General features: G+C 71.2%; 18 protein-coding genes. 6 read left to right on the top strand and 12 right to left on the bottom strand.

The window, feature by feature from the left end; all coding sequences use genetic code 11:
* Positions 1-207 precede the first annotated feature (207 nt).
* The 6 genes from whiA to uvrA all read right to left on the bottom strand — a co-directional run bounded on the left by whiA (position 208) and on the right by uvrA (position 9,069).
* Entirely contained in the window at positions 208-1,188 is a 981-nt protein-coding gene (gene whiA / locus ACIQTO_RS22205) for a DNA-binding protein WhiA (RefSeq protein WP_329490008.1), read from the bottom strand.
* Positions 1,179-2,309 carry a uridine diphosphate-N-acetylglucosamine-binding protein YvcK gene (yvcK, locus tag ACIQTO_RS22200; RefSeq protein ID WP_402390738.1) on the bottom strand — a complete coding sequence of 377 codons (1,131 nt, stop codon included), beginning with the start codon at positions 2,307-2,309 and terminating at the stop codon, positions 1,179-1,181. The genes whiA and yvcK overlap by 10 nt, the downstream gene beginning before the upstream one ends.
* Positions 2,310-2,373: 64 nt before the next feature.
* Positions 2,374-3,279 (bottom strand): RNase adapter RapZ, encoded by a 906-nt coding sequence (gene rapZ, locus ACIQTO_RS22195; protein ID WP_402390598.1) that lies wholly within the window; start codon positions 3,277-3,279, stop codon positions 2,374-2,376.
* 124 nt (positions 3,280-3,403) lie between these two features.
* Positions 3,404-5,518 (bottom strand): excinuclease ABC subunit UvrC, encoded by a 2,115-nt coding sequence (gene uvrC / locus ACIQTO_RS22190; protein WP_402390595.1) that lies wholly within the window; start codon positions 5,516-5,518, stop codon positions 3,404-3,406.
* 66 nt (positions 5,519-5,584) lie between these two features.
* A complete protein-coding gene (locus tag ACIQTO_RS22185) occupies positions 5,585-6,037 on the bottom strand; it encodes a Rieske (2Fe-2S) protein (RefSeq protein WP_402390592.1) in 453 nt (150 codons plus the stop codon).
* Between the two features lie 128 nt (positions 6,038-6,165).
* Positions 6,166-9,069, bottom strand: a complete 2,904-nt coding sequence (uvrA, locus tag ACIQTO_RS22180) for an excinuclease ABC subunit UvrA (RefSeq protein WP_402390589.1) — start codon at positions 9,067-9,069, stop codon at positions 6,166-6,168.
* 295 nt (positions 9,070-9,364) lie between these two features.
* On the opposite strand from uvrA, the gene ACIQTO_RS22175 reads away from it, so the two are divergent.
* Together ACIQTO_RS22175 and ACIQTO_RS22170 are read left to right on the top strand one after the other, a co-directional pair.
* Complete coding sequence (locus ACIQTO_RS22175) at positions 9,365-10,141, top strand: maleylpyruvate isomerase family mycothiol-dependent enzyme (RefSeq protein ID WP_402390586.1); 777 nt, start codon at positions 9,365-9,367, stop codon at positions 10,139-10,141.
* A gap of 122 nt (positions 10,142-10,263) precedes the next feature.
* Positions 10,264-10,917: an MBL fold metallo-hydrolase gene (locus tag ACIQTO_RS22170; RefSeq protein WP_402390583.1), complete on the top strand. Its 654-nt coding sequence runs from the start codon at positions 10,264-10,266 to the stop codon at positions 10,915-10,917.
* Between the two features lie 101 nt (positions 10,918-11,018).
* Here ACIQTO_RS22170 and ACIQTO_RS22165 read toward each other — a convergent pair whose 3' ends face one another.
* From ACIQTO_RS22165 to zapE, 4 genes are all read right to left on the bottom strand, one after another.
* A complete protein-coding gene (locus ACIQTO_RS22165) occupies positions 11,019-11,999 on the bottom strand; it encodes a TerC family protein (RefSeq protein WP_402390580.1) in 981 nt (326 codons plus the stop codon).
* Between the two features lie 274 nt (positions 12,000-12,273).
* Complete coding sequence (locus ACIQTO_RS22160) at positions 12,274-12,855, bottom strand: TerD family protein (protein ID WP_402390577.1); 582 nt, start codon at positions 12,853-12,855, stop codon at positions 12,274-12,276.
* Positions 12,856-13,115: 260 nt separating this feature from the next.
* Positions 13,116-15,209: an excinuclease ABC subunit UvrB gene (gene uvrB, locus ACIQTO_RS22155; RefSeq protein WP_402390574.1), complete on the bottom strand. Its 2,094-nt coding sequence runs from the start codon at positions 15,207-15,209 to the stop codon at positions 13,116-13,118.
* A 41-nt stretch (positions 15,210-15,250) separates the two neighbouring features.
* Positions 15,251-16,360 (bottom strand): cell division protein ZapE, encoded by a 1,110-nt coding sequence (gene zapE / locus ACIQTO_RS22150; RefSeq protein WP_402390570.1) that lies wholly within the window; start codon positions 16,358-16,360, stop codon positions 15,251-15,253.
* Between the two features lie 87 nt (positions 16,361-16,447).
* On the opposite strand from zapE, the gene ACIQTO_RS22145 reads away from it, so the two are divergent.
* The 4 genes from ACIQTO_RS22145 (at position 16,448) to msrB (ending at position 19,805) form a co-directional block, all read left to right on the top strand.
* Entirely contained in the window at positions 16,448-17,233 is a 786-nt protein-coding gene (locus tag ACIQTO_RS22145; RefSeq protein ID WP_402390568.1) for a pyrimidine reductase family protein, read from the top strand.
* A gap of 142 nt (positions 17,234-17,375) precedes the next feature.
* The gene (locus ACIQTO_RS22140; protein WP_380578573.1) at positions 17,376-17,837 is read left to right on the top strand and encodes an indole-3-glycerol phosphate synthase; all 462 of its coding nucleotides are present in this window, start codon (positions 17,376-17,378) and stop codon (positions 17,835-17,837) included.
* 127 nt (positions 17,838-17,964) lie between these two features.
* Positions 17,965-19,401, top strand: a complete 1,437-nt coding sequence (gene murC, locus ACIQTO_RS22135; protein WP_402390564.1) for a UDP-N-acetylmuramate--L-alanine ligase — start codon at positions 17,965-17,967, stop codon at positions 19,399-19,401.
* Positions 19,398-19,805 (top strand): peptide-methionine (R)-S-oxide reductase MsrB, encoded by a 408-nt coding sequence (msrB, locus tag ACIQTO_RS22130; RefSeq protein WP_402390561.1) that lies wholly within the window; start codon positions 19,398-19,400, stop codon positions 19,803-19,805. Before murC ends, msrB begins: the two co-directional genes overlap by 4 nt.
* Positions 19,806-19,961: 156 nt before the next feature.
* On the opposite strand, the gene ACIQTO_RS22125 is transcribed toward msrB, so the two are convergent.
* Positions 19,962-21,095, bottom strand: a complete 1,134-nt coding sequence (locus ACIQTO_RS22125) for a 50S ribosomal protein L11 methyltransferase (RefSeq protein ID WP_402390558.1) — start codon at positions 21,093-21,095, stop codon at positions 19,962-19,964.
* A gap of 12 nt (positions 21,096-21,107) precedes the next feature.
* Positions 21,108-22,049 carry a radical SAM protein gene (locus ACIQTO_RS22120; protein ID WP_402390557.1) on the bottom strand — a complete coding sequence of 314 codons (942 nt, stop codon included), beginning with the start codon at positions 22,047-22,049 and terminating at the stop codon, positions 21,108-21,110.
* Between the last annotated feature and the right edge of the window lie 117 nt (positions 22,050-22,166).

Genomic DNA, 22,166 nt, shown 5'->3' with positions numbered 1-22,166 from the left:
CCTGAGAGGGCACATCAGGCCGGGTCGGACGCCGTGGCGTGGCGTGTCAAGAGGTCACCAGCAGGCCTTCCGTCCTTGCCGTCGGCGGCAGTTGGTCGCGGCCCGCGGAAGGGGGGTCGGAGCCACCCCGCGCCGGCGTCCGGACACGGGACAGCCGGTGCCCGGAATCCGGACACCGGCTGTCTCACCCGTCACTGGGTGTGATCGCTAGTTGAGCGCCATCTCGTCGGTCAGGTTGGCCTCGGTGCTGGGCAGGCCCAGCTCGGAGGCGCGCTTGTCGGCCATCGCCAGCAGACGGCGGATCCGGCCGGCCACCGCGTCCTTGGTGAGCGGCGGGTCGGCCAGCGCGCCCAGTTCCTCCAGCGAGGCCTGCTTGTGCTGCATCCGCAGCTGGCCGGCCGCGGCCAGGTGGTCGGGGACCTCCTCGCCGAGGATCTCCAGCGCGCGCTGCACCCGCGCGCCGGCCGCGACGGCGGCCCGGGCCGAGCGGCGCAGGTTGGCGTCGTCGAAGTTGGCCAGGCGGTTGGCGGTGGCCCGCACCTCGCGCCGCATCCGGCGCTCCTCCCAGGCCAGCACCGACTCGTGGGCGCCCAGGCGGGTCAGCAGCGCACCGATGGCGTCACCGTCACGGATCACCACGCGGTCCACGCCGCGCACCTCGCGCGCCTTGGCCGGGATGCCGAGCCGGCGGGCCGCGCCGACCAGGGCGAGGGCCGCCTCGGAGCCGGGGCAGGTGATCTCCAGCGAGGAGGACCGGCCGGGCTCGGTGAGCGAGCCGTGCGCCAGGAACGCGCCCCGCCAGGCCGCCTCGGCGTCGCAGGTCGCCCCGGAGACGACGGCCGGCGGCAGGCCGCGGATCGGCCGTCCCCGGCCGTCCACCAGGCCGGTCTGCCGCGCCAGCAGCTCGCCGTCCTTGACCACCCGCACCACGTAGCGGCTGCCGCGCCGCAGACCGCCGGGCGCCATCACCACCAGGTCCGAGGAGTGTCCGAAGATCTCCAGGAGGTCCTTGCGCAGACGCCTCGCCGCCGCCCCGGTGTCCAGCTCCGCCTCGATCACGATGCGGCCGCTCACGATGTGCAGCCCGCCCGCGAATCGCAGGATCGCCGAGACCTCCGCCTTGCGGCAGCAGGCCCGGGTGACCGGGAGCCGGCTGATTTCGTCCTTCACCGCTGGAGTCATCGCCATGGCCCGATCCTTCCATGTGTCCGGAAAATCCGGTCGTACGCGGCTGCCAAGAGCTCCGGGTCGTGTCGCGGCGTGCCGTCGGTACGGGCGACCCGGCCGAGCACCAGGGCCGCGCCCATCCGCTCCGCCGCCTTCTCCAGGCCGGCCAGGTCCGCCTGGCCGAAGGCGCCGCCGGTGACGGCGCGCTCGTCCACCAGGATCGCATCCACCGCGAGCGAAGGTGCGTGGTCGGCGATGACCTCCAGGTGGCGCTGCGGGGTGAACCCCTCCGTCTCGCCGGGCTGGGGGGCCAGGTTCAGGGTGAGCAGGCGGCGGGCGCGGGTCTCGGTGAGCGCCTCGGCGAGTTCGGGGACCAGGAGGTGCGGCAGCACGCTGGTGAACCAGGAGCCGGGGCCGAGCACCACCCAGTCCGCCTCCCGGACGGCCGTGACGGCCTCCGGGACGGCCGGCGGCCCGTCCGGCAGCAGCCGGATCGACTGCACGGTGCCGGGTGTCACCGCCACGCTGGCCTGGCCCCGGACCGCGGACAGCTCGCCCGGGCTGGCCGGGTCGTGGCCGCGCACGACGGCCTCGATGTCCAGCGGCACCGCCGACATCGGCAGCACCCGGCCCTGGACGTTCAGCAGCCGGCCCACCCAGTCCAGCGCCGCGACCGGGTCCCCCAGCTTCTCCCAGAGCGCGACGATCAGCAGATTGCCGACGGCGTGGCCGCCCAGCCCGCCGGTGCCGGTGAAGCGCTGCTGGATCACCTCGGACCAGGTGCGGCCCCAGTCGTCGTCACCGCAGAGCGCGGCCAGCGCCTTGCGGAGGTCCCCCGGGGGCAGCACCCCGAGCTCCTCGCGCAGCCGGCCGCTGGAGCCGCCGTCGTCGGCGACGGTGACCACGGCCGTGAGGTCGGTGGTGAGCCGGCGCAGCGCGGAGAGCGAGGCGGAGAGCCCCTGACCGCCGCCGAGGGCGGCGATCCGGGGCACCTGATTACCGCGGGGTATCTGGTTGGTACGGGCCGGGCTGGTGCGGACCTGGCCGGTCCGCGGCCGACTGGGCGTCGCGCCGCGCGGCGGGACCCCCGTCCGGTCGGCGGTCTTGTTCTGAAGCTGCCGCCCGGGCACGTATCCCGTCACACCCACCTCGCGTTCCTCTTGCCCGCCGCCGGCCTCCACCGGCGCTCCGGCAGGGGTGAGGCGGCTACTCCCGTCCCATGTCACGGTGGACGAGCACCGTTTCGACGCCGTCCGCGATGAGACGCTTCGTCAGCCGCTCGGACATCGCGACACTGCGGTGCTTGCCACCGGTGCAGCCTACGGCAAGCGTCATATAACGCTTCCCCTCGCGGCGGTAGCCCTCGGTGATGATGCGCAGCAGCTCGGCGTAACCGTTGAGGAACTCGTTGGCACCGGGCTGCTGGAACACGTAGTCGGCGACGTCGGCGTCGGTGCCGGTACGGGCGCGCAGCTCGGGGACCCAGTGCGGATTCGGCAGGAAGCGGCAGTCCACCACGAGGTCCGCGTCGACCGGCAGGCCGTACTTGAAGCCGAAGGACATCACGGTGGCCCGCAGCTCGGGCTCGTCGTGGTCGGCGAACTGGGCGTCGAGCTTGGCCCGCAGCTGGTGCACGTTGAGGTTGGAGGTGTCGATCACCAGATCGGCCTCGCCGCGCAGCTCGCGCAGCAGGTCGCGCTCCTGGGCGATGCCGTCCACGATCCGGCCGTCGGCCTGGAGCGGGTGCGGGCGGCGCACGCTCTCGAAGCGACGGACCAGGGCGTCGTCGGAGGAGTCCAGGAAGACCACGCTCAGCCGGACGCCGCGCTTCTCCAGCTCGTCCAGCGAGGTGAGCAGGTCGTCGAAGAACTGGCGGCCGCGGACGTCGACCACGGCGCCGATCCGGGCCACGTTGCCCTGGGATCGGGCGCCGAGGTCGACCATGGTCGGGATCAGGGCCGGCGGCAGGTTGTCGACCACGAACCAGCCCAGGTCCTCCAGGCACTTGGCCGCCGTCGAGCGGCCGGCTCCGGACATGCCGGAGATGATCACCAGCTCCGGGGTGTTCTCTCCCCCGGCCGGTGGCCGGGCGGTGGCGCCATCGTCGGACATCGTCACTTCGGTTCCCCGCTCTCGATGGTTCTGCTGTGGAGAACGCGCGCGGCGCGGGTACGCTTCCCCGGCTCACTCGGGCGAGTGAGCGCGGGGTGCGCCGGCTGACGGGCGGCGTCGGCCGTCATGGCGTCTCCTGGAATGGTGCGGTCTGGGGCGCCGCGTCGGCCGCGGTGTCGGGCACCGGGCCGGCGGCGTCGGCGCCGTCATCGATGATCTCGCCGGTGGCGGTGTTCACGGCGAGCGTCGCGGATGGACGGGACGACAACGCTGCCGCAACAGTCTCCGCCGTCCGCCGTCCGATGCCGGGTACGGCACAGAGTTCGTCGACGGTGGCCGCGCGGAGCTTCTTCAGCGAGCCGAAGTGCTTGAGCAGTGCCTGGCGGCGAGTCTCGCCGAGGCCGGGGACGGAGTCCAGCTCCCCGGCGGTGAGTCGCTTGGAACGCTTGCTGCGCTGGTAGGTGATCGCGAACCGGTGCGCCTCGTCGCGGACCCGCTGGAGCAGGTAGAGGCCCTCGCTGCTGCGCGGCAGGACCACCGGGTCGTCCTCGCCGGGCAGCCAGACCTCCTCCAGCCGCTTGGCCAGGCCGCAGAGGGCGACGTCGTCGATGCCGAGTTCGTCCAGGGCGCGCTTGGCGGCGGCGACCTGCGGCTGGCCGCCGTCGACGACCAACAGCTGTGGCGGATAGGCGAAGCGGCGCGGGCGGCCGGTCTCGGGGTCCACCGGGCCGGCCGGGGCCTGCGGGTCGGCCCCGTCGGGCGTGCCGGTGTGGCCGGGGGCACCGGGCTGGTCGGACGCACCGGGGTCGTCGGCCTCGGGAACGGCCCACTCCCCGGTCTGCTCGCGCTCCTGGAGGTAGCGGCGGAACCGGCGGCCGATCACCTCGTGCATCGAGCGGACGTCGTCCTGGCCCTCGAAGCCCTTGATCTGGAACCGGCGGTACTCGCTCTTGCGGGCCAGACCGTCCTCGAAGACCACCATCGAGGCGACCACGTCCTCGCCCTGGAGGTGGGAGATGTCGAAGCACTCGATCCGCAGCGGGACGGAGTCCAGCTCCAGCGCGTCGGCGATCTCCTGGAGGGCCCGGCTGCGGGTGGTGAGGTCGGAGGCGCGCTTGGTCTTGTGCAGCGCCAGCGCCTGCTGGGCGTTGCGCTGCACGGTGGCCATCAGGTCCTTCTTGTCGCCGCGCTGCGGGATCCGCAGGTCCACCTGGCTGCCGCGCAGGCCGGCCAGCCACTCCCGGACCGGACCGGCGGGCTCCGGGAGCGCGGGCACCAGCACCTCGCGCGGCACGGTGCCGTCACCACCGCCGTAGAGCTGCTGCAGGGCGTGCTCGACCAGGGCCGCGGTGTCGACGTCCTCGACCTTGTCGGTGACCCAGCCGCGCTGGCCGCGGACCCGGCCGCCGCGGACGTGGAAGATCTGCACGGAGGCCTCCAACTCGTCCTCGGCGAGGGCGAGCAGGTCGGCGTCGGTGGCGTCGGCGAGGACGATGGCGTTCTTCTCCATCGCGCGCTTGAGCGCCCCGATGTCGTCCCGCAGCCGGGCCGCCTTCTCGTACTCCAGCTCGACGGCGGCCTCCTGCATCTGCTCTTCCAGCCGGCGCAGGTAGTTGCCGGTGCGGCCGGCCATGAAGTCGCAGAAGTCCTCGGCCAGTGCGCGGTGTTCGTCGGCCGAGACCTTGCCGACGCAGGGCGCGGCGCACTTGCCGATGTAGCCGAGCAGGCAGGGCCGGCCGATCTGGCGGGCCCGCTTGAAGACGCCGTTGGAGCAGGTGCGGACCGGGAACACGCGCAGCATCAGGTCGACCGTCTCCCGGATCGCCCAGGCGTGCCCGTAGGGGCCGAAGTAGCGCACGCCCTTCTTGTGCGCCCCGCGCATCACCTGGACCCGCGGGTACTCCTCGTCGAGGGTGACCGCCAGCTCCGGATAGCTCTTGTCGTCGCGGTACTTGACGTTGAAGCGGGGGTCGAACTCCTTGATCCAGGAGTACTCCAGCTGGAGCGCCTCGACCTCGGTGGCGACCACCGTCCACTCCACCGAGGCGGCCGTGGTGACCATCGTCGCGGTACGCGGGTGCAACCCGGCGAGGTCCTGGAAGTAGGACGACAGCCGGGGCCGCAGACTCTTGGCCTTGCCGACGTAGATGACCCGCCCGTGGGCGTCGCGGAACTTGTAGACGCCCGGCGAGGTCGGGATCGCTCCCGGAGCGGGGCGGTAGGTGGACGGGTCAGCCATGGGTCCACCGTACCGACTCGGGCCGGGGCCGCGGCGGGGAGATCGACTGGGCGGGGATCAACCGGTTCAGCTCGGGGTCACCTTGAGGTTGCCGCCCTCGACCGCCACGGAGTAGGCGGGGAGCGGGGTCGGGGCCGGCCCGTCCAGCACCGCGCCGTCGGTGATGGCGAACATGCTGCCGTGACAGGGGCATTGGATCTTCTGGTTCTTGACCTGGTCGACGACGCAGCCGGCGTGGGTGCACTTGGCGCTGAAGGCCTTGTACTCGCCGGCGGTCGGCTGGGTCACCACGATCTTCTGGTCGCGGTAGACGGTGCCGCCGCCGACCGGCACGCCGGCCGCCGGACCGACGTCCACCGGGCCCTTGGCGGCGGAGGAGGTGGACGACGAGGAGGAGGAGCAGCCGGAGACCGCCAGGGCGCCGCCACCGGCCGCGAGGACGGCCGCGGCACCGCAGAGCAGGGTGCGGCGGGAGGTGGCGGGGCTCTCGCCCAAGGTGCTCTCGGGGGCCTCGGACATGTGATTCGCTCCTGGTCTCGCTGCGGCTCGCCGCGGGCTTCGCTGCCGTGCGGGTCGGCGGAGAGTCTATGCGCCCCTTATCCGGCCGCCCCCGCGCACGGGGGCGGCCGGACCGGTGTCGCGCCGCGCTACTTCTTCTTGGCGACGGCCCGCTTGCGCGGGGCCTTCACCGGCGCCGCGGCGTCGTTGAACTCGCCCGGGAGGATGTCCCGCAGGAACTTGCCGGTGTGGCTCTCGGAGACGGCCGCGATCTGCTCCGGAGTGCCCTCGGCCACCACCGTGCCGCCGCCGGAGCCGCCTTCGGGGCCCATGTCGACGACCCAGTCGGCGGTCTTGATCACATCGAGGTTGTGCTCGATGACGATGACCGTGTTGCCCTTCTCCACCAGCCCGGAGAGCACCGTGATCAGCTTGCTGATGTCCTCGAAGTGCAGACCGGTGGTGGGCTCGTCCAGCACGTAGACCGTCCGCCCGGTGGAGCGCTTCTGCAGCTCGGAGGCGAGCTTGACGCGCTGGGCCTCACCACCGGAGAGGGTCGGCGCGGACTGGCCGAGCCGGACGTAGCCGAGGCCGACGTCATTGAGCGTCCGCAGGTGCCGGGCGATCGCCGGGACGGCCTCGAAGAAGTGCAGGGCCTCCTCGATCGGCATGTCCAGGACCTCGGCGATGGACTTGCCCTTGTAGTGGACCTCCAGCGTCTCCCGGTTGTACCGGGCGCCGTGGCAGACCTCGCACGGCACGTAGACGTCCGGCAGGAAGTTCATCTCGATCTTGATGGTGCCGTCGCCGGAGCAGTTCTCGCAGCGGCCGCCCTTGACGTTGAACGAGAACCGGCCGGGCAGGTAGCCGCGGACCTTGGCCTCCTGCGTCTCGGCGAAGAGCCGCCGGACGTGGTCGAACACCCCGGTGTAGGTGGCGGGGTTGGAGCGCGGGGTCCGGCCGATCGGCGACTGGTCGACGTGCACGACCTTGTCCACCTGGTCGGTGCCGGTGATCCGGGTGTGCCGGCCCGGCACGCTGCGGGCGCCGTTCAGCTCCCGGGCGAGGTGGGTGTAGAGGATGTCGTTGACCAGCGTCGACTTGCCGGAGCCGGAGACACCGGTGATCGCGGTGAAGGTGCCGAGCGGGAAGCCGACCGTGACGTCCTTGAGGTTGTGCTCGCGGGCGCCGTGGACGGTCAGCTGCCGCTTCTTGTCCCGCTCGCGGCGGGTGGCCGGGATCGGGATGGAGCGCTTGCCGGAGAGGTACTGGCCGGTCAGCGACTCCTTGTTGGCGAGCAGCTGCTTCAGCGAACCGGAGTGCACCACCTTGCCGCCGTGCTCGCCGGCGCCCGGGCCGATGTCGACCACCCAGTCGGCCATCTTGATGGTGTCCTCGTCGTGCTCGACGACGATCAGGGTGTTGCCGATGTCCCGCAGCCGGACCAGGGTCTCGATCAGCCGGTGGTTGTCACGCTGGTGCAGGCCGATCGAGGGCTCGTCCAGCACGTAGAGCACGCCGACCAGGCCGGAGCCGATCTGGGTGGCGAGCCGGATCCGCTGGGCCTCGCCACCGGAGAGGGTGCCGGCCGCGCGGTTGAGCGAGAGGTAGTCCAGGCCGACGTCGACCAGGAACCGCAGCCGCTCGTTGACCTCCTTCAGCACCCGCTCGGCGATCTGCTTGTCCCGGGCGTTGAGCTTCATCGCGCCGAGGAAGTCCGAGCAGTCGCTGATCGACATCGCCGAGACGTCCGCGATGGACCGGCCCTCGACGGTGACCGCCAGCACCACCGGCTTGAGCCGGGTGCCCCGGCAGGTCGGGCAGGGCACCTCCCGCATGTAGCCCTCGAAGCGCTCGCGGCTGCTGTCGCTCTCCGCCTCGGTGTGCCGGCGCTGGATGAACGGCACCGCGCCCTCGAAGCCCGTGGTGTACGAGCGGTCCCGCCCGTAGCGGTTGCGGTAGCGCACCTCGACCTGGTGCTTGTGGCCGTACAGCAGCGCCTTCTTGGCGCGGGCCGGCAGCCCGGCCCAGGGGAGGTCGGTCCGGAAGCCCAGCTCGCCGGCGAGCGCGTCGATCAGACGCTGGAAGTACTCCTTGGTGTGGCCGCCGGACCAGGGGTGGATCGCCCCCTCGTCCAGCGACTTCTCCTCGTCGGGGACGACCAGCTCCGGGTCGACCTCCATCCGGTTGCCCAGACCGGAGCAGTCCGGGCAGGCGCCGAACGGCGAGTTGAAGGAGAACGAGCGCGGCTCCAGCTCCTCGAACGACACGTCGTCGTACGGGCAGTAGAGGTGCTCGGAGTACATCCGCTCGCGCTCCGGGTCGTCCTCCGGGAGGTCGACGAAGTCGAGCACGACCATGCCGCCGCCCAGCCGCAGGGCCGTCTCCACCGAGTCGGTCAGCCGGCGCTTGGCGCTGCTCTTCACGGTGAGGCGGTCGATGACCACCTCGACGGTGTGCTTCTCCTGCTTCTTGAGCTTGGGCGGCTCGGCGAGCTGGATCGTCTCGCCGTCCACCCGGGCCCGGGCGTAGCCCTTGGACTGGAGGTCGGCGAAGAGGTCGACGAACTCACCCTTGCGCTCGCGCACCACCGGGCTGAGCACCTGGAACCGGGTGCCCTCGGTGAGCTCCAGCACCTTGTCCACGATGGCCTGCGGGGACTGCTTGGCGATCGGGCGGGCGCAGTGCGGGCAGTGCGGCTTGCCGATCCGCGCGAACAGCAGGCGCAGGTAGTCGTAGACCTCGGTGATGGTGCCCACCGTGGACCGCGGGTTGCGGTTGGTGGACTTCTGGTCGATCGAGACGGCCGGGGAGAGGCCCTCGATGAAGTCGACGTCGGGCTTGTCCATCTGCCCGAGGAACTGCCGGGCGTAGGAGGACAGCGACTCGACGTAGCGGCGCTGTCCCTCCGCGAAGATGGTGTCGAAGGCCAGCGAGGACTTGCCGGACCCGGAGAGGCCCGTGAAGACGATGAGGGAATCGCGGGGCAGGTCGAGCGAGACGTTCTTGAGATTGTGCTCGCGAGCACCGCGGACGATGAGGCGGTCGGCCACTGCTTCTGGCGCCTTTCTCCGGGTCGAGATGGCTTGCGGTGAGAGGAGGCTGCTCGGTGCGGCAGCTTCGTGTGCTTCTTCCAGGATGCGGCAGCCAGCCTATAGCTCACGCGTTCGATTATCGACCTTGTCCAGTGGAGTCCACCCGAACGAGTGACGAGCTCCTGCCGAGCTGACCGGAGCTGTTCGAGAAAAGGCCTGCTCAGCCGTGACATCGGAGATAGCGTCACCCTCGTCAACGAGCGAACGCCCACCCGGGCAACGCTGCCGACCACTCCGACGGAGGCCGCATCCGATGACCGACCCGCAGAACCCCGCCGCCCCCGGCACACTCGCGGACGAGCGGCTCCGCCTGGTCGCCGTCTCCACCGGGCACCTGCTGCACACCGCGGGGACGCTCGACGAGAAGGCCGTCGCCGCGCCCTCCGCCCTCCCGGGCTGGACCAGGGGCCACGTCCTCGCGCACCTCGCCCGCAACGCCGACTCCCTGGTCAACCTGCTGAACGGCGCCCGGACCGGTACCGACATCCCCCAGTACGCCAGTGACGAGGCCCGCGACCAGGGCATCGAGGACGGCGCCGGGCGCCCGCCGGGCGTCCAGCTCGACGACCTGGTGACCACCGACCGGGGCTTCACCGAGGCCGCCGCGCTGCTGCCCGAGGAGGCCTGGACGGCCGAGGTGCGCCACCGCAGCGGCTATGTCTTCCCCGCCTTCGACATCCCGTGGAAGCGGCTGATGGAGGTCGAGTACCACCACGTCGACCTGGACGCCGGCTACTCCCCCGCGCACTGGCCGGAGGTCTTCGCGGTGGCCGAGTTCGGCCGCCTGTCCGCCCGGCTGGCCGGCGCCGAGGGCCTGCCGGCGGTGGAGCTGGTGGCCGACGACACCGAGGACCGCGCCGTGATCGGCACGGCCGACGGCGGGCCCGGGCTGACCGTCGAGGGCCCGGTGCGGGCGCTCACCGCCTGGCTCTCCGGCCGCTCCGACGGCGACGGCCTGCAGGTCCACCGCGGCGGCGTCCAGCTCACCGACGGCCGCGCCGCGCTGCCCGCGCTGCCGCCGCTGGGCTAGCGCGGCCGGCCCCGGTCGGGGCCCGGCCGCGAGAAGATCCACAAGACGCGGCCCGGCCGCGCGACGATGCTGTGAGATGGGGCGATGCCGTCGGCAGCCCCGACACGACGAGGAGCGGACGGATGACGTACCACGGAGCGGTCAAGGTCGGCGGGCCGCCGGACGTGCGCGAGCTGGCCCACCTGATCATCACCAAGGCGGCCGTCGGCCCGTACGACAACAACGCCTACCTGCTGCGCTGCCGGGCCACCGACGAGCAGCTGCTGATCGACGCCGCCGCCGACGCGCCGGTACTGCTGGAGACGGTCGGCGACCGGCTGGCCACCGTGGTCACCACGCACCGCCACCACGACCACTGGGGCGCACTCGCCGAGGTGGTCGCGGCCACCGGCGCCCGCACCGCCGCCGGGCGGTTCGACGCCGAGGGCATCGACGTGCCCACCGACCTGGCGCTGGAGGACGGCGGGACGCTGCGCTTCGGGCAGATCGAGCTGACCGTCCGGCACCTGGTCGGCCACACCCCCGGCGCCGTCGTCCTGGTCTACGACGACCCGCAGGGCCACCCGCACGTCTTCACCGGCGACTGCCTCTTCCCGGGCGGCGTGGGCAACACCTGGGGCGACGACGCGGCCTTCGAGAGCCTCTACCGGGACGTCAACGAGAAGATCTTCGACGTCCTCCCGGACGAGGCCTGGGTCTACCCCGGCCACGGCAAGGACACCACGCTCGGCGCCGAGCGCCCGCACCTGCGGGAGTGGCGCGAGCGCGGCTGGTAGCCCGGCACGACGACGGCGGGCCCGCGACCACTGCTCGGTCGCGGGCCCGCCGTCGTCGGGGCCCCGGGGCCCGGGCGGCCCGGAGCCGGGCCGCCCGGGGCTCAGGCGTCGATCTTCTCCGCGGACTCGCCGGCCCGCTCCTGCTTCTTGGCGGCGATCAGGCTGGTCACCGTGGTGACGGCCAGCACCACCACGATGAAGCCCAGCGAGAACGGGATGCCGATCTCGGGGACGTGCACGCCCTGCTCGTGCAGCGCGTGCAGCACCAGCTTCACGCCGATGAAGCCGAGGATCACCGACAGGCCGTACGAGAGGTGGACCAGCTTCTTCAGCAGCCCGCCGATCAGGAAGTACAGCTGGCGCAGACCCATCAGGGCGAAGGCGTTGGCGGTGAAGACGATGTACGGGTCCTGGGTGAGGCCGAAGATCGCGGGGATCGAGTCCAGGGCGAACAGGACGTCCGTGGTGCCGATCGCCAGCATCACGATCAGCATCGGCGTCATCAGCCGACGGCCGTTCTCCCGGATGAAGAGCTTGGTGCCGTGGTACTTGTCGGTCGACGGGAAGCGCTGCTCGATCGACTTGAGCAGGCGGTTCTCCTCGAACTCCTCGTCCTCCTCGTCGGCCCGCGCCTCCTTGATCAGCTTCCAGGCCGTCCAGATCAGGAAGCCGCCGAAGATGAAGAACACCCAGGAGAACTGGGCCACCAGCGCCGCGCCGCCGGCGATGAAGACCGCGCGCAGCACCAGCGCGATGATCACACCGAACATCAGCACGCGCTGCTGGTAGATCCTCGGCACCGCGAACTTGCCCATGATCAGAATGAACACGAACAGGTTGTCGACACTGAGCGACTTCTCGGTGATGTACCCGGCGAAGAACTCACCGGCCGGCTTCGAACCGGAGTGCCACCAGAGGAACCCGCCGAAGATCACGGCGAGCACGACCCAGACCGTGGTCCAGATACCGGCTTCCTTGACCGACACCTCGTGCGGCTTGCGGCCGCCGATGAAGAAGTCGGCCACGATCAGGGCCAACAGCACACCGATCGTGCCGACCCACATGCTTACGGAAACGTCCACTACTGCTCCTCCGGCAGGTAGGCGAGACAGTCATCGTCACTGCCGGAGGTCTCTTCCGCCCGTCGGGCGCACTGCGAGGCGCCCGCGGACCAGCGCCCCGGGACGCCGCTTCGGGGGCGTCCGTGATGACGGGACAACTGCGAGGGAATACTCCCCTCCGCTCCCACGAGGCTAACAGAAGAACCAAGAGAAGGTAAAGAAGGTAAAGAACCACTCCGCGCCCCCACCGCCGGGAGCCGCCGCGCCCGCCCCCGGAAAGGGCTCCGCCGGCCGGCTAGAGGAAGGGCTCGATGGCCGGCAGCAGGTCCTGGAAGGTCCGGCCGCGGGCGGGTGCGCCGATCGCCTGCATCCCCCAGCCGCCGGAGGGCTCGCGGAACACCTTCGCCATGATCTGCCCGGTGTGCGGGCCCCCGCCGGCCAGCTCGTACCGGGCCAGCTCCAGCCCGGTCGAGTCGTCCACCAGCCGGCAGTACGCGTTCTGCACCTCGGCGAAGGTCTGCCCGGTGTACGAGCTGACCGTGAACACCACCTGGGTGATGTGCGGCGGCACATGGGCCAGGTCGACCAGGATCGACTCGTCGTCCTCGCCCGCTCCGGTGCCGCCGACCAGGTTGTCCCCGGTGTGCCGGACCGAGCCGTCGTTGCTCTCCAGGTGCTGGAAGAAGACCACGTCGGACGGGGTCTGCTCGGCGTACAGCAGCGCCGAGGCGTCCAGGTCGATCTGCCGTGTCCGGCTGCCGAAGAGGCCCCGCTTCGGCGCCGCCTTCCAGCCGAGCCCCATCCGGACGATCGTCAGCGACTCGCCCGAGCCCTTCTGCAGGCGCACCTGCTGCCCCTTGGCAAGGTTCACCGACACGGCGTTGTCCTCTCTGCCCAGCCACGCGGTCGGTCTCCGCGCCGGCTTCACGGTGGAACACCCCCTTGCCGTCCCCCGGCTGAGGCCCCCTGGTGCGACCGCCCGTCCCGGGCGGCACCGCAGGCCAGCCTAGGGCCTGCGGCCGGACCCACCGGTCAGCGTCTACCCGTTTGTGGCAAGGCTGAGACACCGCCGGGCTTGACCGGTACCGGAACCGGCCAAGCCCCGCAGGCGGGCGCCGCCGGGGCGGGCGGCCGCCCCTACGCGATCCCCGCCTCGCGCATCTGGCGGAGCTCCTTCTTCAGCTCCTTGACCTCGTCGCGCAGCCGGGCCGCGACCTCGAACTGGAGGTCCGTCGCGGCCGCGTGCATCCGGTCGGTCATCGACTGGATCAGCTCGGCCAGCTCGGCCGCCGGCAGGCTCTTGGCGGGCTTGCGGTCCGCGCCCAGCGCCGGCCCCGGGGCCTTGCCCTTGCCGGCCGCGCCCCGGTAGCCGGAGGAGAGCAGCTCGTCGGTGTCCACGTCCTCGCGGGCGAGGGTGTCCAGGATGTCGCCGATCTTCTTGCGGAGCGGCTGGGGGTCGATCCCGTGTTCCTTGTTGTAGGCCTGCTGCACGACCCGGCGGCGGTTGGTCTCGTCGATCGCCTTCTCCATCGAGGGGGTGATCCGGTCCGCGTACATGTGGACCTGGCCGGAGACGTTACGGGCGGCCCGGCCGATGGTCTGGATCAGCGACGTCCCGGACCGCAGGAAGCCCTCCTTGTCCGCGTCCAGGATCGCCACCAGGGAGACCTCGGGCAGGTCCAGGCCCTCACGGAGCAGGTTGATGCCGACCAGCACGTCGTACCGGCCGGCCCGCAGCTCCCGCAGCAGCTCGACCCGGCGCAGCGTGTCGACGTCGCTGTGCAGGTACCGGACCCGGATGTCCAGGCCGAGCATGTAGTCGGTGAGGTCCTCGGCCATCTTCTTGGTGAGGGTGGTGACCAGGACGCGCTCGTCCCGCTCCACCCGCTTGCGGACCTCGTGCACCAGGTCGTCGATCTGGCCCTCGGTCGGCTTGACGATCACCTCGGGGTCGATCAGGCCGGTCGGGCGGATGATCTGCTCGACCTGGCCGTCGCCGCGGGACAGCTCGTACGGGCCGGGGGTCGCCGAGAGGTAGACGGTCTGGTCGATCCGCTCCAGGAACTCCTCCCACTTCAGCGGGCGGTTGTCCATCGCGGAGGGCAGCCGGAAGCCGTGCTCCACCAGGGTGCGCTTGCGGGAGGCGTCGCCCTCGTACATCGCGCCGATCTGCGGGACGGTCACGTGCGACTCGTCGATGACCAGGAGGAAGTCGTCCGGGAAGTAGTCGAGCAGGGTGTTCGGCGGGGAGCCGGGCTCGCGGCCGTCGAAGTGCATCGAGTAGTTCTCCACCCCCGAGCAGGTGCCGATCTGACGGAGCATCTCGATGTCGTAGGTGGTGCGCATCCGCAGCCGCTGGGCCTCCAGCAGCTTGCCCTGCTTCTCCAGCCGGGCGAGCGTCTCCTCCAGCTCCTTCTCGATGCCGTTGACCGCCCGCTCCATCCGCTCCGGGCCGGCCACGTAGTGCGAGGCGGGGAAGACGTGGACGGAGTCGTCCTGGCTGATGATCTCGCCGGTCAGCGGGTGCAGGGTGTACAGCGCCTCGATCTCGTCGCCGAACATCTCGATCCGCAGGGCGAGCTCCTCGTAGACCGGGAAGATCTCGATGGTGTCGCCGCGGACCCGGAAGGTGCCGCGGGTGAAGGCGACGTCGTTGCGGGTGTACTGGATGTCGACGAAGCGGCGCAGCAGCACGTCGCGGTCGATCTCCTCGCCCACCTTGAGCCGGACCATCCGGTCGACGTACTCCTGCGGGGTGCCGAGACCGTAGATGCAGGAGACGGACGCGACCACGATCACGTCCCGGCGGGTGAGCAGCGAGTTGGTGGCGGAGTGGCGCAGCCGCTCGACCTCCTCGTTGATCGAGGAGTCCTTCTCGATGTAGGTGTCCGTCTGCGGGACGTAGGCCTCGGGCTGGTAGTAGTCGTAGTACGAGACGAAGTACTCGACCGCGTTGTTCGGCAGCAGTTCGCGGAACTCGTTGGCCAGCTGGGCGGCCAGGGTCTTGTTCGGCGCCATCACCAGGGTGGGGCGCTGCAGCTTCTCGATCATCCAGGCCGTGGTGGCCGACTTGCCGGTGCCGGTGGCGCCGAGCAGGACGACGTCCTTCTCGCCGGCGCGGATCCGGCGCTCCAGCTCGGCGATGGCCGCGGGCTGGTCGCCGTTGGGCTGGAAGGGGCTGACGACCTCGAAGGGCGCCACTGACCGCTCAATACTCGTGATGGGTCGCACCAGTCCACCGTACGACCCCTCACTGACAACGCGAGCGGCCCTCAGCCCTCCCGGCCGCCGTCCCGGGGCGCCTCGCGGGCACTGTCGCGGGCCAGGGCGACCAGGCGGGAGACCGCCCGCAGGTACTTCTTGCGGTAGCCGCCGCGCAGCATCTCCTCGGGGAAGACCCGGTCGAAGGGGATCCCGGAGGCGGTGATCGGCAGCTCGCGGTCGTACATCCGGTCGGCGAGGACGACCAGGCGCAGCGCGGTGGACTGGTCGTCGACCTGGCGCACGCCGCGCAGGCAGACCGCCTGCACGTCGTCCAGCAGCGCGCCGTAGCGGCTGGGGTGGACGGCGGAGAGGTGGCCGAGCAGCGCGGGGAAGTCGTCCAGCGAGGCGCCCGGGGTGCGGGCGGCGACGGCCTCCACGGTCCGGTCGTCGTACGGCGGCGGGGCGTCCGGCAGGCCGCGGTGGCGGTAGTCCTGGCCGTCGATCCGCATCGGGCGGAAGTGCGCGGAGAGACCCTGGATCTCGCGCAGGAAGTCGGCGGCGGCGAACCGGCCCTCGCCGAGCTTCTCCGGCAGGGTGTTGGAGGTCGCGCAGAGCTTGACGCCGTTGTCGACCAGGCGGCCGAGCAGGGTGGAGACCAGCACGGTGTCGCCCGGGTCGTCCAGCTCGAACTCGTCGATGCAGAGCAGGCGGTGCCCGGACAGCGTCCGGACGGCCTGCTGGAAGCCGAGCGCGCCGACCAGGTTGGTCAGCTCGACGAAGGTGCCGAACGCCTTCGGGCCGGGAGCGGCGTGCCAGAGCGAGGCCAGCAGGTGGGTCTTGCCGACGCCGTACCCGCCGTCCAGGTAGACCCCGGCCGGGCCGGTGGGGGCGGGGGCGCCGCGGCGGAACCAGCTGCGCTTGGGGGCGGCGTCGGCGCCGTTGAGCGTCCCCGCGAACTGCTCCAGGACCTGGACCGCCTCGTACTGGCTGGGCTGGTTCGGGTCCGGGAGGTACGTTCCGAAGCTGACGACGGAGAAGCGCGGTGGCGGGACCATTTCGGCGACCAGGCGCTCGGCGGGGACGACGGGACGCCGGTCGGTGAGCGCGAGGGGAGCGGTGGCCACGTCTGCGGTCGCTATCGGCTCGGTCGGCGCGTCGGGGAGTGGGGCTGCGGGCACGGTACTAGAGGGTACGCCTGCCGCCGCGCCGGTCGGGCGGAGGGCTGCCGGTGGATTGTCGGTCCGCCGCCGACGAGACTGGACGGCATGCAACAGTTGATCAGTCCGCTGTCCCGACCGTTCGCCGATCCGGCGTCGCTGGAGTCGCTGGCGGCCGTCTACGCGTACCCCGACCAGGTGAATCACGGCCGGCCGTGGCTGCGGGCCAACATGGTGGCCGGCCTGGACGGCGGGGCGAGGCTGGCGGGCCTGTCCGAGGGGCTCTCCGGGGACGCCGACAAGCGGATCTTCGGGGTGCTGCGGGCGCTGTCGGACGTGGTGCTGGTGGGTGCCGAGACGGTCCGCGCCGAGGGGTACCGCCCGGGCCGGGCACGGGCCGAGTTCGCCGGGGCGCGCCGGGCGGCCGGGCAGGCCCCGGCACCGGTGATCGCGATCGTCAGCCGCTCGCTGGCGCTGGACCTGGCGGCGCCGCTGTTCACCGAGCCGCTGGTGCGGACGGTGGTGATCACCACCGAGGACGCGCCCGCGCGCGGCCTCCGGGCGGTGGCCGAGGTGGCCGACGTGGTGGTGGCCGGCCGGGGCTCGGTGGACCTGCCGGCGGCGGTCGCGCAGTTGGCCGGGCGGGGCTGGACGAGACTGCTGAGCGAGGGCGGCCCGCGGCTGCTGGGGCAGCTGGCCGCCGCGGACCTGCTGGACGAGCTGTGCCTGTCGACGGCGCCGCTGATCACGGCCGGCGACGCGCCGCGCATCATCCACGATGCGGAAATGCCTGACGTGCAGCGGATGCGACTGGTCTCATTGATCGAGCAGAAAGGATTCCTCTTCACCCGCTACCTGCGTCTTCACCCGCAAGCCGCGTCACCGGCCCCGTGACCGCCGGACAGTGATCCCGCTCTCTTCGGGACCGCCGCCCGCGTGGCCCGCGGACCCGGTGGGCAGCGTGCGGAAAGCTTCCCGCCGGGCAGTATGGGATGCGATGCCGGGGCCCGGGGGCCGGTCACTGGAAGGGACTCACGTGTTCAAGACGGTACTGATGATCGAAAAGGCGCTCTCCGACGCCGATGTGGAGCTGGTCACCACGCTGCACAGCGACGAGAAGGTGTCCTTCGTCGTCCTGATGCAGCCGCGCGGCAAGCAGGACGAGCTGCTGCGGGCGCTGGACGACGTCGCGCTCGGCCACCTCGACAAGGTGGTGCGCGAGCACGACGAGTCCGAGAGCGGGCCGACGGTGGCCAGCGAATCGCTCGAACACAGCCTGCGCCACCTGCGCCGGGCCGGTGCCGAGGCGGTCGGCGAGCTGGTCGAGGAGAAGCCGCTGGAGCGGCTGCGCGCGGTGGTCGAGGAGCACCGCGCCGACGAGGTCGTGGTGCTCACCTCGCCGCACTTCGTGGAGGAGTTCTTCCACCGCGACTGGGCCTCCCAGGCCCGGCACAAGGTGGGTGTCCCGGTCCTGCGACTGTTCGCCAGCGACTCCTGACCGGACCCGCCGGTGGTGCAGAATCGTCCTTGCGGCCCGTCCGCGAGGACGATTCGCCCGTTGTACCCACACGGCCCGCTGTACCCGCTGTCCCCCTTGTCTGCCCCCGCCCGTACGGAGCCTTGCCTTGAACGACGCCGCGCACGACCTGCACGCCCCGCACTTCATCGGTATCGGCGGCGCCGGGATGTCCGGCCTGGCGAAGATCCTCGCGGTGCGCGGCGCCAGCGTCTCCGGCAGCGACTCCAAGGAGTCCGAGACCGTCCTGGCGCTGCGCGCGCTCGGCGCCAGCGTGCACATCGGCCACGCCGCCGAGCACGTGCCGGACGGCGTCAGCAGCGTGGTCGTCTCCAGCGCCATCCGCGCGGACAACCCGGAGCTGGCCGCCGCCCGCGAGCGCGGCGTGCCGGTGGTCCACCGCTCCGACGCGCTGGCCGCGCTGATGGGCGGCCGCCGGGCGCTGGCCGTGGCCGGCACCCACGGCAAGACCACCACCACCAGCATGCTCGCCGTCGCCCTCGGCGAGCTGGGCCTCGACCCCTCGTACGCGATCGGCGGCGACCTCGACGCGCCCGGCTCCAACGCCCACCACGGCACCGGCGAGATCTTCGTCGCCGAGGCCGACGAGAGCGACCGCAGCTTCCACAAGTACGCGCCCGAGGTGGCGATCGTGCTCAACGTGGAGCTCGACCACCACGCGAACTACGCGTCGATCGAGGAGATCTACGAGTCCTTCGAGACCTTCGTCGGCCGGATCACCCCCGGCGGCACCCTGGTGGTCTCCGCCGACCACGACGGCGCCCGCGAACTGACCTCCCGGGTGGCCGGCCGGGAGGGCCTCCACGTCGTCACCGTCGGCGCCGCCGAGGACGCCGACGTCCGCGTCCTGTCGGTGGTCGCGCACGGCATGACCAGCGAGGTCACCGTGGAGCTGGACGGCGCCGAGCTGTCCTTCACCGTCTCGGTGCCCGGCCGGCACTACGCCCACAACGCGGTCTCGGCGCTGGCCGCCGGCGTCGCGCTGGGCGTGCCGGCCGCCGACCTCGCCAAGGCGCTCGGCGCCTACACCGGCGTGCGGCGCCGGCTCCAGCTGAAGGGCGAGGCGGCCGGCGTCCAGGTGATCGACTCCTACGCCCACCACCCGACCGAGATGACCGCCGACCTGGAGGCGATCCGGGAGGGCCTGAACGGCGCCGGGCGGGTGCTCGTGGTCTTCCAGCCGCACCTGTTCAGCCGCACCCAGCAGCTCGCCGAGGAGATGGGCGCGGCCCTCGCCCTCGCCGACGCCTCGGTGGTGCTCGACATCTACCCGGCCCGCGAGGACCCGATCCCCGGCGTCACCAGCCGGCTGATCATCGACGCGGCCGAGCGGGCCGGCGCCGACGTCACGGCCGAGCACGCCTTCGACGCCGCCCCCGCCCTGCTCGCGGGCCTGGCCCGCCCGGGCGACCTGCTGCTCACCATGGGTGCCGGTGACGTCACCAATCTCGGCCCGGAAATCCTTCGGCACCTCGCGAGCGTTGCCACCGACGTCCACGACCTGCCGACCGGGAGTCTGCGATGAGCTACGAGATCGAGAAGAGCGACGCCGAGTGGCGTGCCGAGCTGAGCCCCGACGAGTACCACGTGCTCCGCGAGGCCGGCACCGAGCGCCCGTTCACGGGTGAGTACACCGACACCAAGACGGTCGGCGTGTACGGCTGCCGTGCCTGCGGGGCCGAGCTGTTCAGCTCGGAGACCAAGTTCGACAGCCACTGCGGCTGGCCGTCCTTCTTTGATGCACGCAACTCCGACGCTGTGGAGTTGATCGAAGACACCAGCCTTGGCATGCGACGTGTCGAGGTCCGCTGCAAGCGGTGCGGCGGGCACCTCGGTCACGTCTTCGAAGGAGAAGGCTACGGGACTCCGACCGACCAGCGGTACTGCATCAACAGCATCTCGCTGACGCTCAAGCCCTCTGAGAGCTGACAGCACAGAGCCCCCGGACTCACATCGCCAGATGCAAGCCGGGGGCTCTGCTCACCCTCCACCGGTGTGCCGGGGACGAATCCGGCAGTGCTACGAGGGTGTCCAGGGGCCCGACCGCCCCGCGGGGGACGTATGACGGTCGGGCCGGCTTAGGGGCTAGCCGATGGTGGCCGACCACCGACCCCGAGACAGGTGGATCGTGCCGTCTTCAGGGCTGATGCGGGCATTGCTGCCGTACAAGGGCAGCCCGCCCTCCACCTCTCGCCATGTGCGAATCCGCTCCAGGTCGTCCCACAGTCGACGCGGGCCGCTCTGGTGGACCGTCGGCGGCTCGAAGCGTTCCGCCTCCGCCCGTGCCCAGGAGCCATCAGGGTGCACGAGCAACGCCGTCCGTTGCCCCGCGCTGTCGTCGAAGTCGATTTCGATGCCAGGCACCGAAATCGTGAGCATCGACCAGATCTCCCAACTGTCGCGGATATCCGCGGCCGGGTAGCGGCCCAGCTTGACCTCATCACCGTCGGATTCCCGGGCGGTCTTGAAGAGGCCGTCCAGGACCGGCGGGTAGGTCGGGCCATTACGGGTGACCATGAATCCCGCCCAGTCTCTTTCGATCACGCCGCTTGCCCCGCCGTCCGCGTCCTTCCAGGCAGTCAGGATCAGCGCCGTATCGGCGATGGTGGTGACAAGCCGTCCACCACGGCGTAGAGCCTGGAGCCACGAGACCGGTACGGGTCGAGCTGCCACCGTGGCCACAATGCGGTCGTAGTCGCCAGGAATAGACCCGGTGGCATCCAGGGTGAGGAACTCCGGCCGTAGGCCCATGCCGTCGAGACGGGCCTTCGCGGCGTCCGTCAGGTACTCGTCCACGTCGACGCTCGTGACGTGCTCGGCCCCCAAGCGCCGAGAGGCAATGGCAGTCAGTCCGCCGGCACCGGTGCCGATATCCAACACGTCGTGTCCGGCGTTGATCCGGCCGTGTCGCAACATCTTCACGAGCAGAGCTGTCAGCGTGGCGCTGCTCGTGGGGCGTCCGATCGGTCGGTCGCCCGGTCCCGCGTGGTCAGCGTGGAAACCGCCCACAGAGGTCACGACGGACGCGCTGCCGTAGGCCCGGCGGAACCACAGTTCCTGATTCTCCGAGCCGACTTGGAGCTTCCAGCCCCCTTCGTCGGGCTCCCACCATCGGGGGATCAGCTCGTGGCGTGCGACGCCGGCAACCGGAGTTCGCCAACGCGAATCGGGGTCGGTCGCTCTCGCGGCCAGGTCCGCTGCGTGCTCTTCCCATCTCACCGGCAGATCCTCTCAGTACGACGGTCCGCAAGCTTCGGTGTTTGCAGGATTGCAGTCGTTGCTGTCGTTCGGCGGGCAACCGCCCATCGTCGTGACCTGCGGGACGCACACGTTGTCCGACGGGCCACACTCGTCGCTGTCGTTCGGCGGGCAGCCGTGACGGCTCGTCGTGCGGGGCGGGATGCTGGCAGCCATCTTCGCCCACTCCGGGCTAGCCAGGATCGGGGCGAGACCGCCATCTCGGACGTTGCCTGTCGGGAGGAAGCGCCCGATCACGCACGGCACCACGCTGCCGTCCGGCAGGATGGCGAGCCGTCCGCGGGCACAGTTTCCGCACAGCGCGTCCATGGTGGGCGTCGACCTTGCTGCCCGTCCGACACCACGGGCGTAGTCGAGCGTCACGTGTCCTACACCGAGGGCGAGCAATTCGGTAACCGCGAGTCGGCCGAGTTGTCCGTCATGGACGCCCACGACTCCGGCGCGGATCGGGATCCCTCGTCGGACGGCCTCCAAGATGTTGGCTCGGGTCCGCTCGTGACTGCCCGGCTTGGTGGTCACCTTGTCGTGCTCCCCCGCGTTGACGGAGTAGTACGAGGTACCGAGTGTGACGCCGGGCTGGGAGAGCACCCGCCAGCCCTTGGCCGTGACGTGGTAGAGGTTCGAGAAGACCTCAACGCCAAGCGACAGGCTCAGCGCGTGGTCGACGAGCTTGTCCCAGCCCGGGAACACGGTCGGCTCGCCTCCGATCAGCTGCACCAGCTTGACGCCCAGCGTGGCGCACTCGTCGATCACCGCCTTCCAGTCATCCAGGGTCATGACCCCGTGCGGAACTTCGGGCCCGGAGTCGGAGAGGCAATGACCGCACCGAAGCTGGCACTTGCCTGTCAGTTCCAGCTCGACCGTGCCGGGCACGGTCACCGTGCCCGAGGCAGGTACCTCCAGGATCGATGTCATGTGGTGTTCCTTCCATGAGTGGGTTAGCGTCGGCCCGCTCCAGCCGGCTAGCGGTCCACGGGGGTAGCCGACTGGAACGGGAGTCTCACGTGTTCTGGGGGACGGCCGACGCGGGTC

The sequence above is a fragment of the Kitasatospora sp. NPDC091207 genome, assembly GCF_044768625.1.
Classification (GTDB): Bacteria; Actinomycetota; Actinomycetes; order Streptomycetales; family Streptomycetaceae; genus Kitasatospora.
The sequence above is the reverse complement of the archived record's forward strand: the minus strand, read 5'-3'. Positions and strand labels throughout refer to the sequence as shown.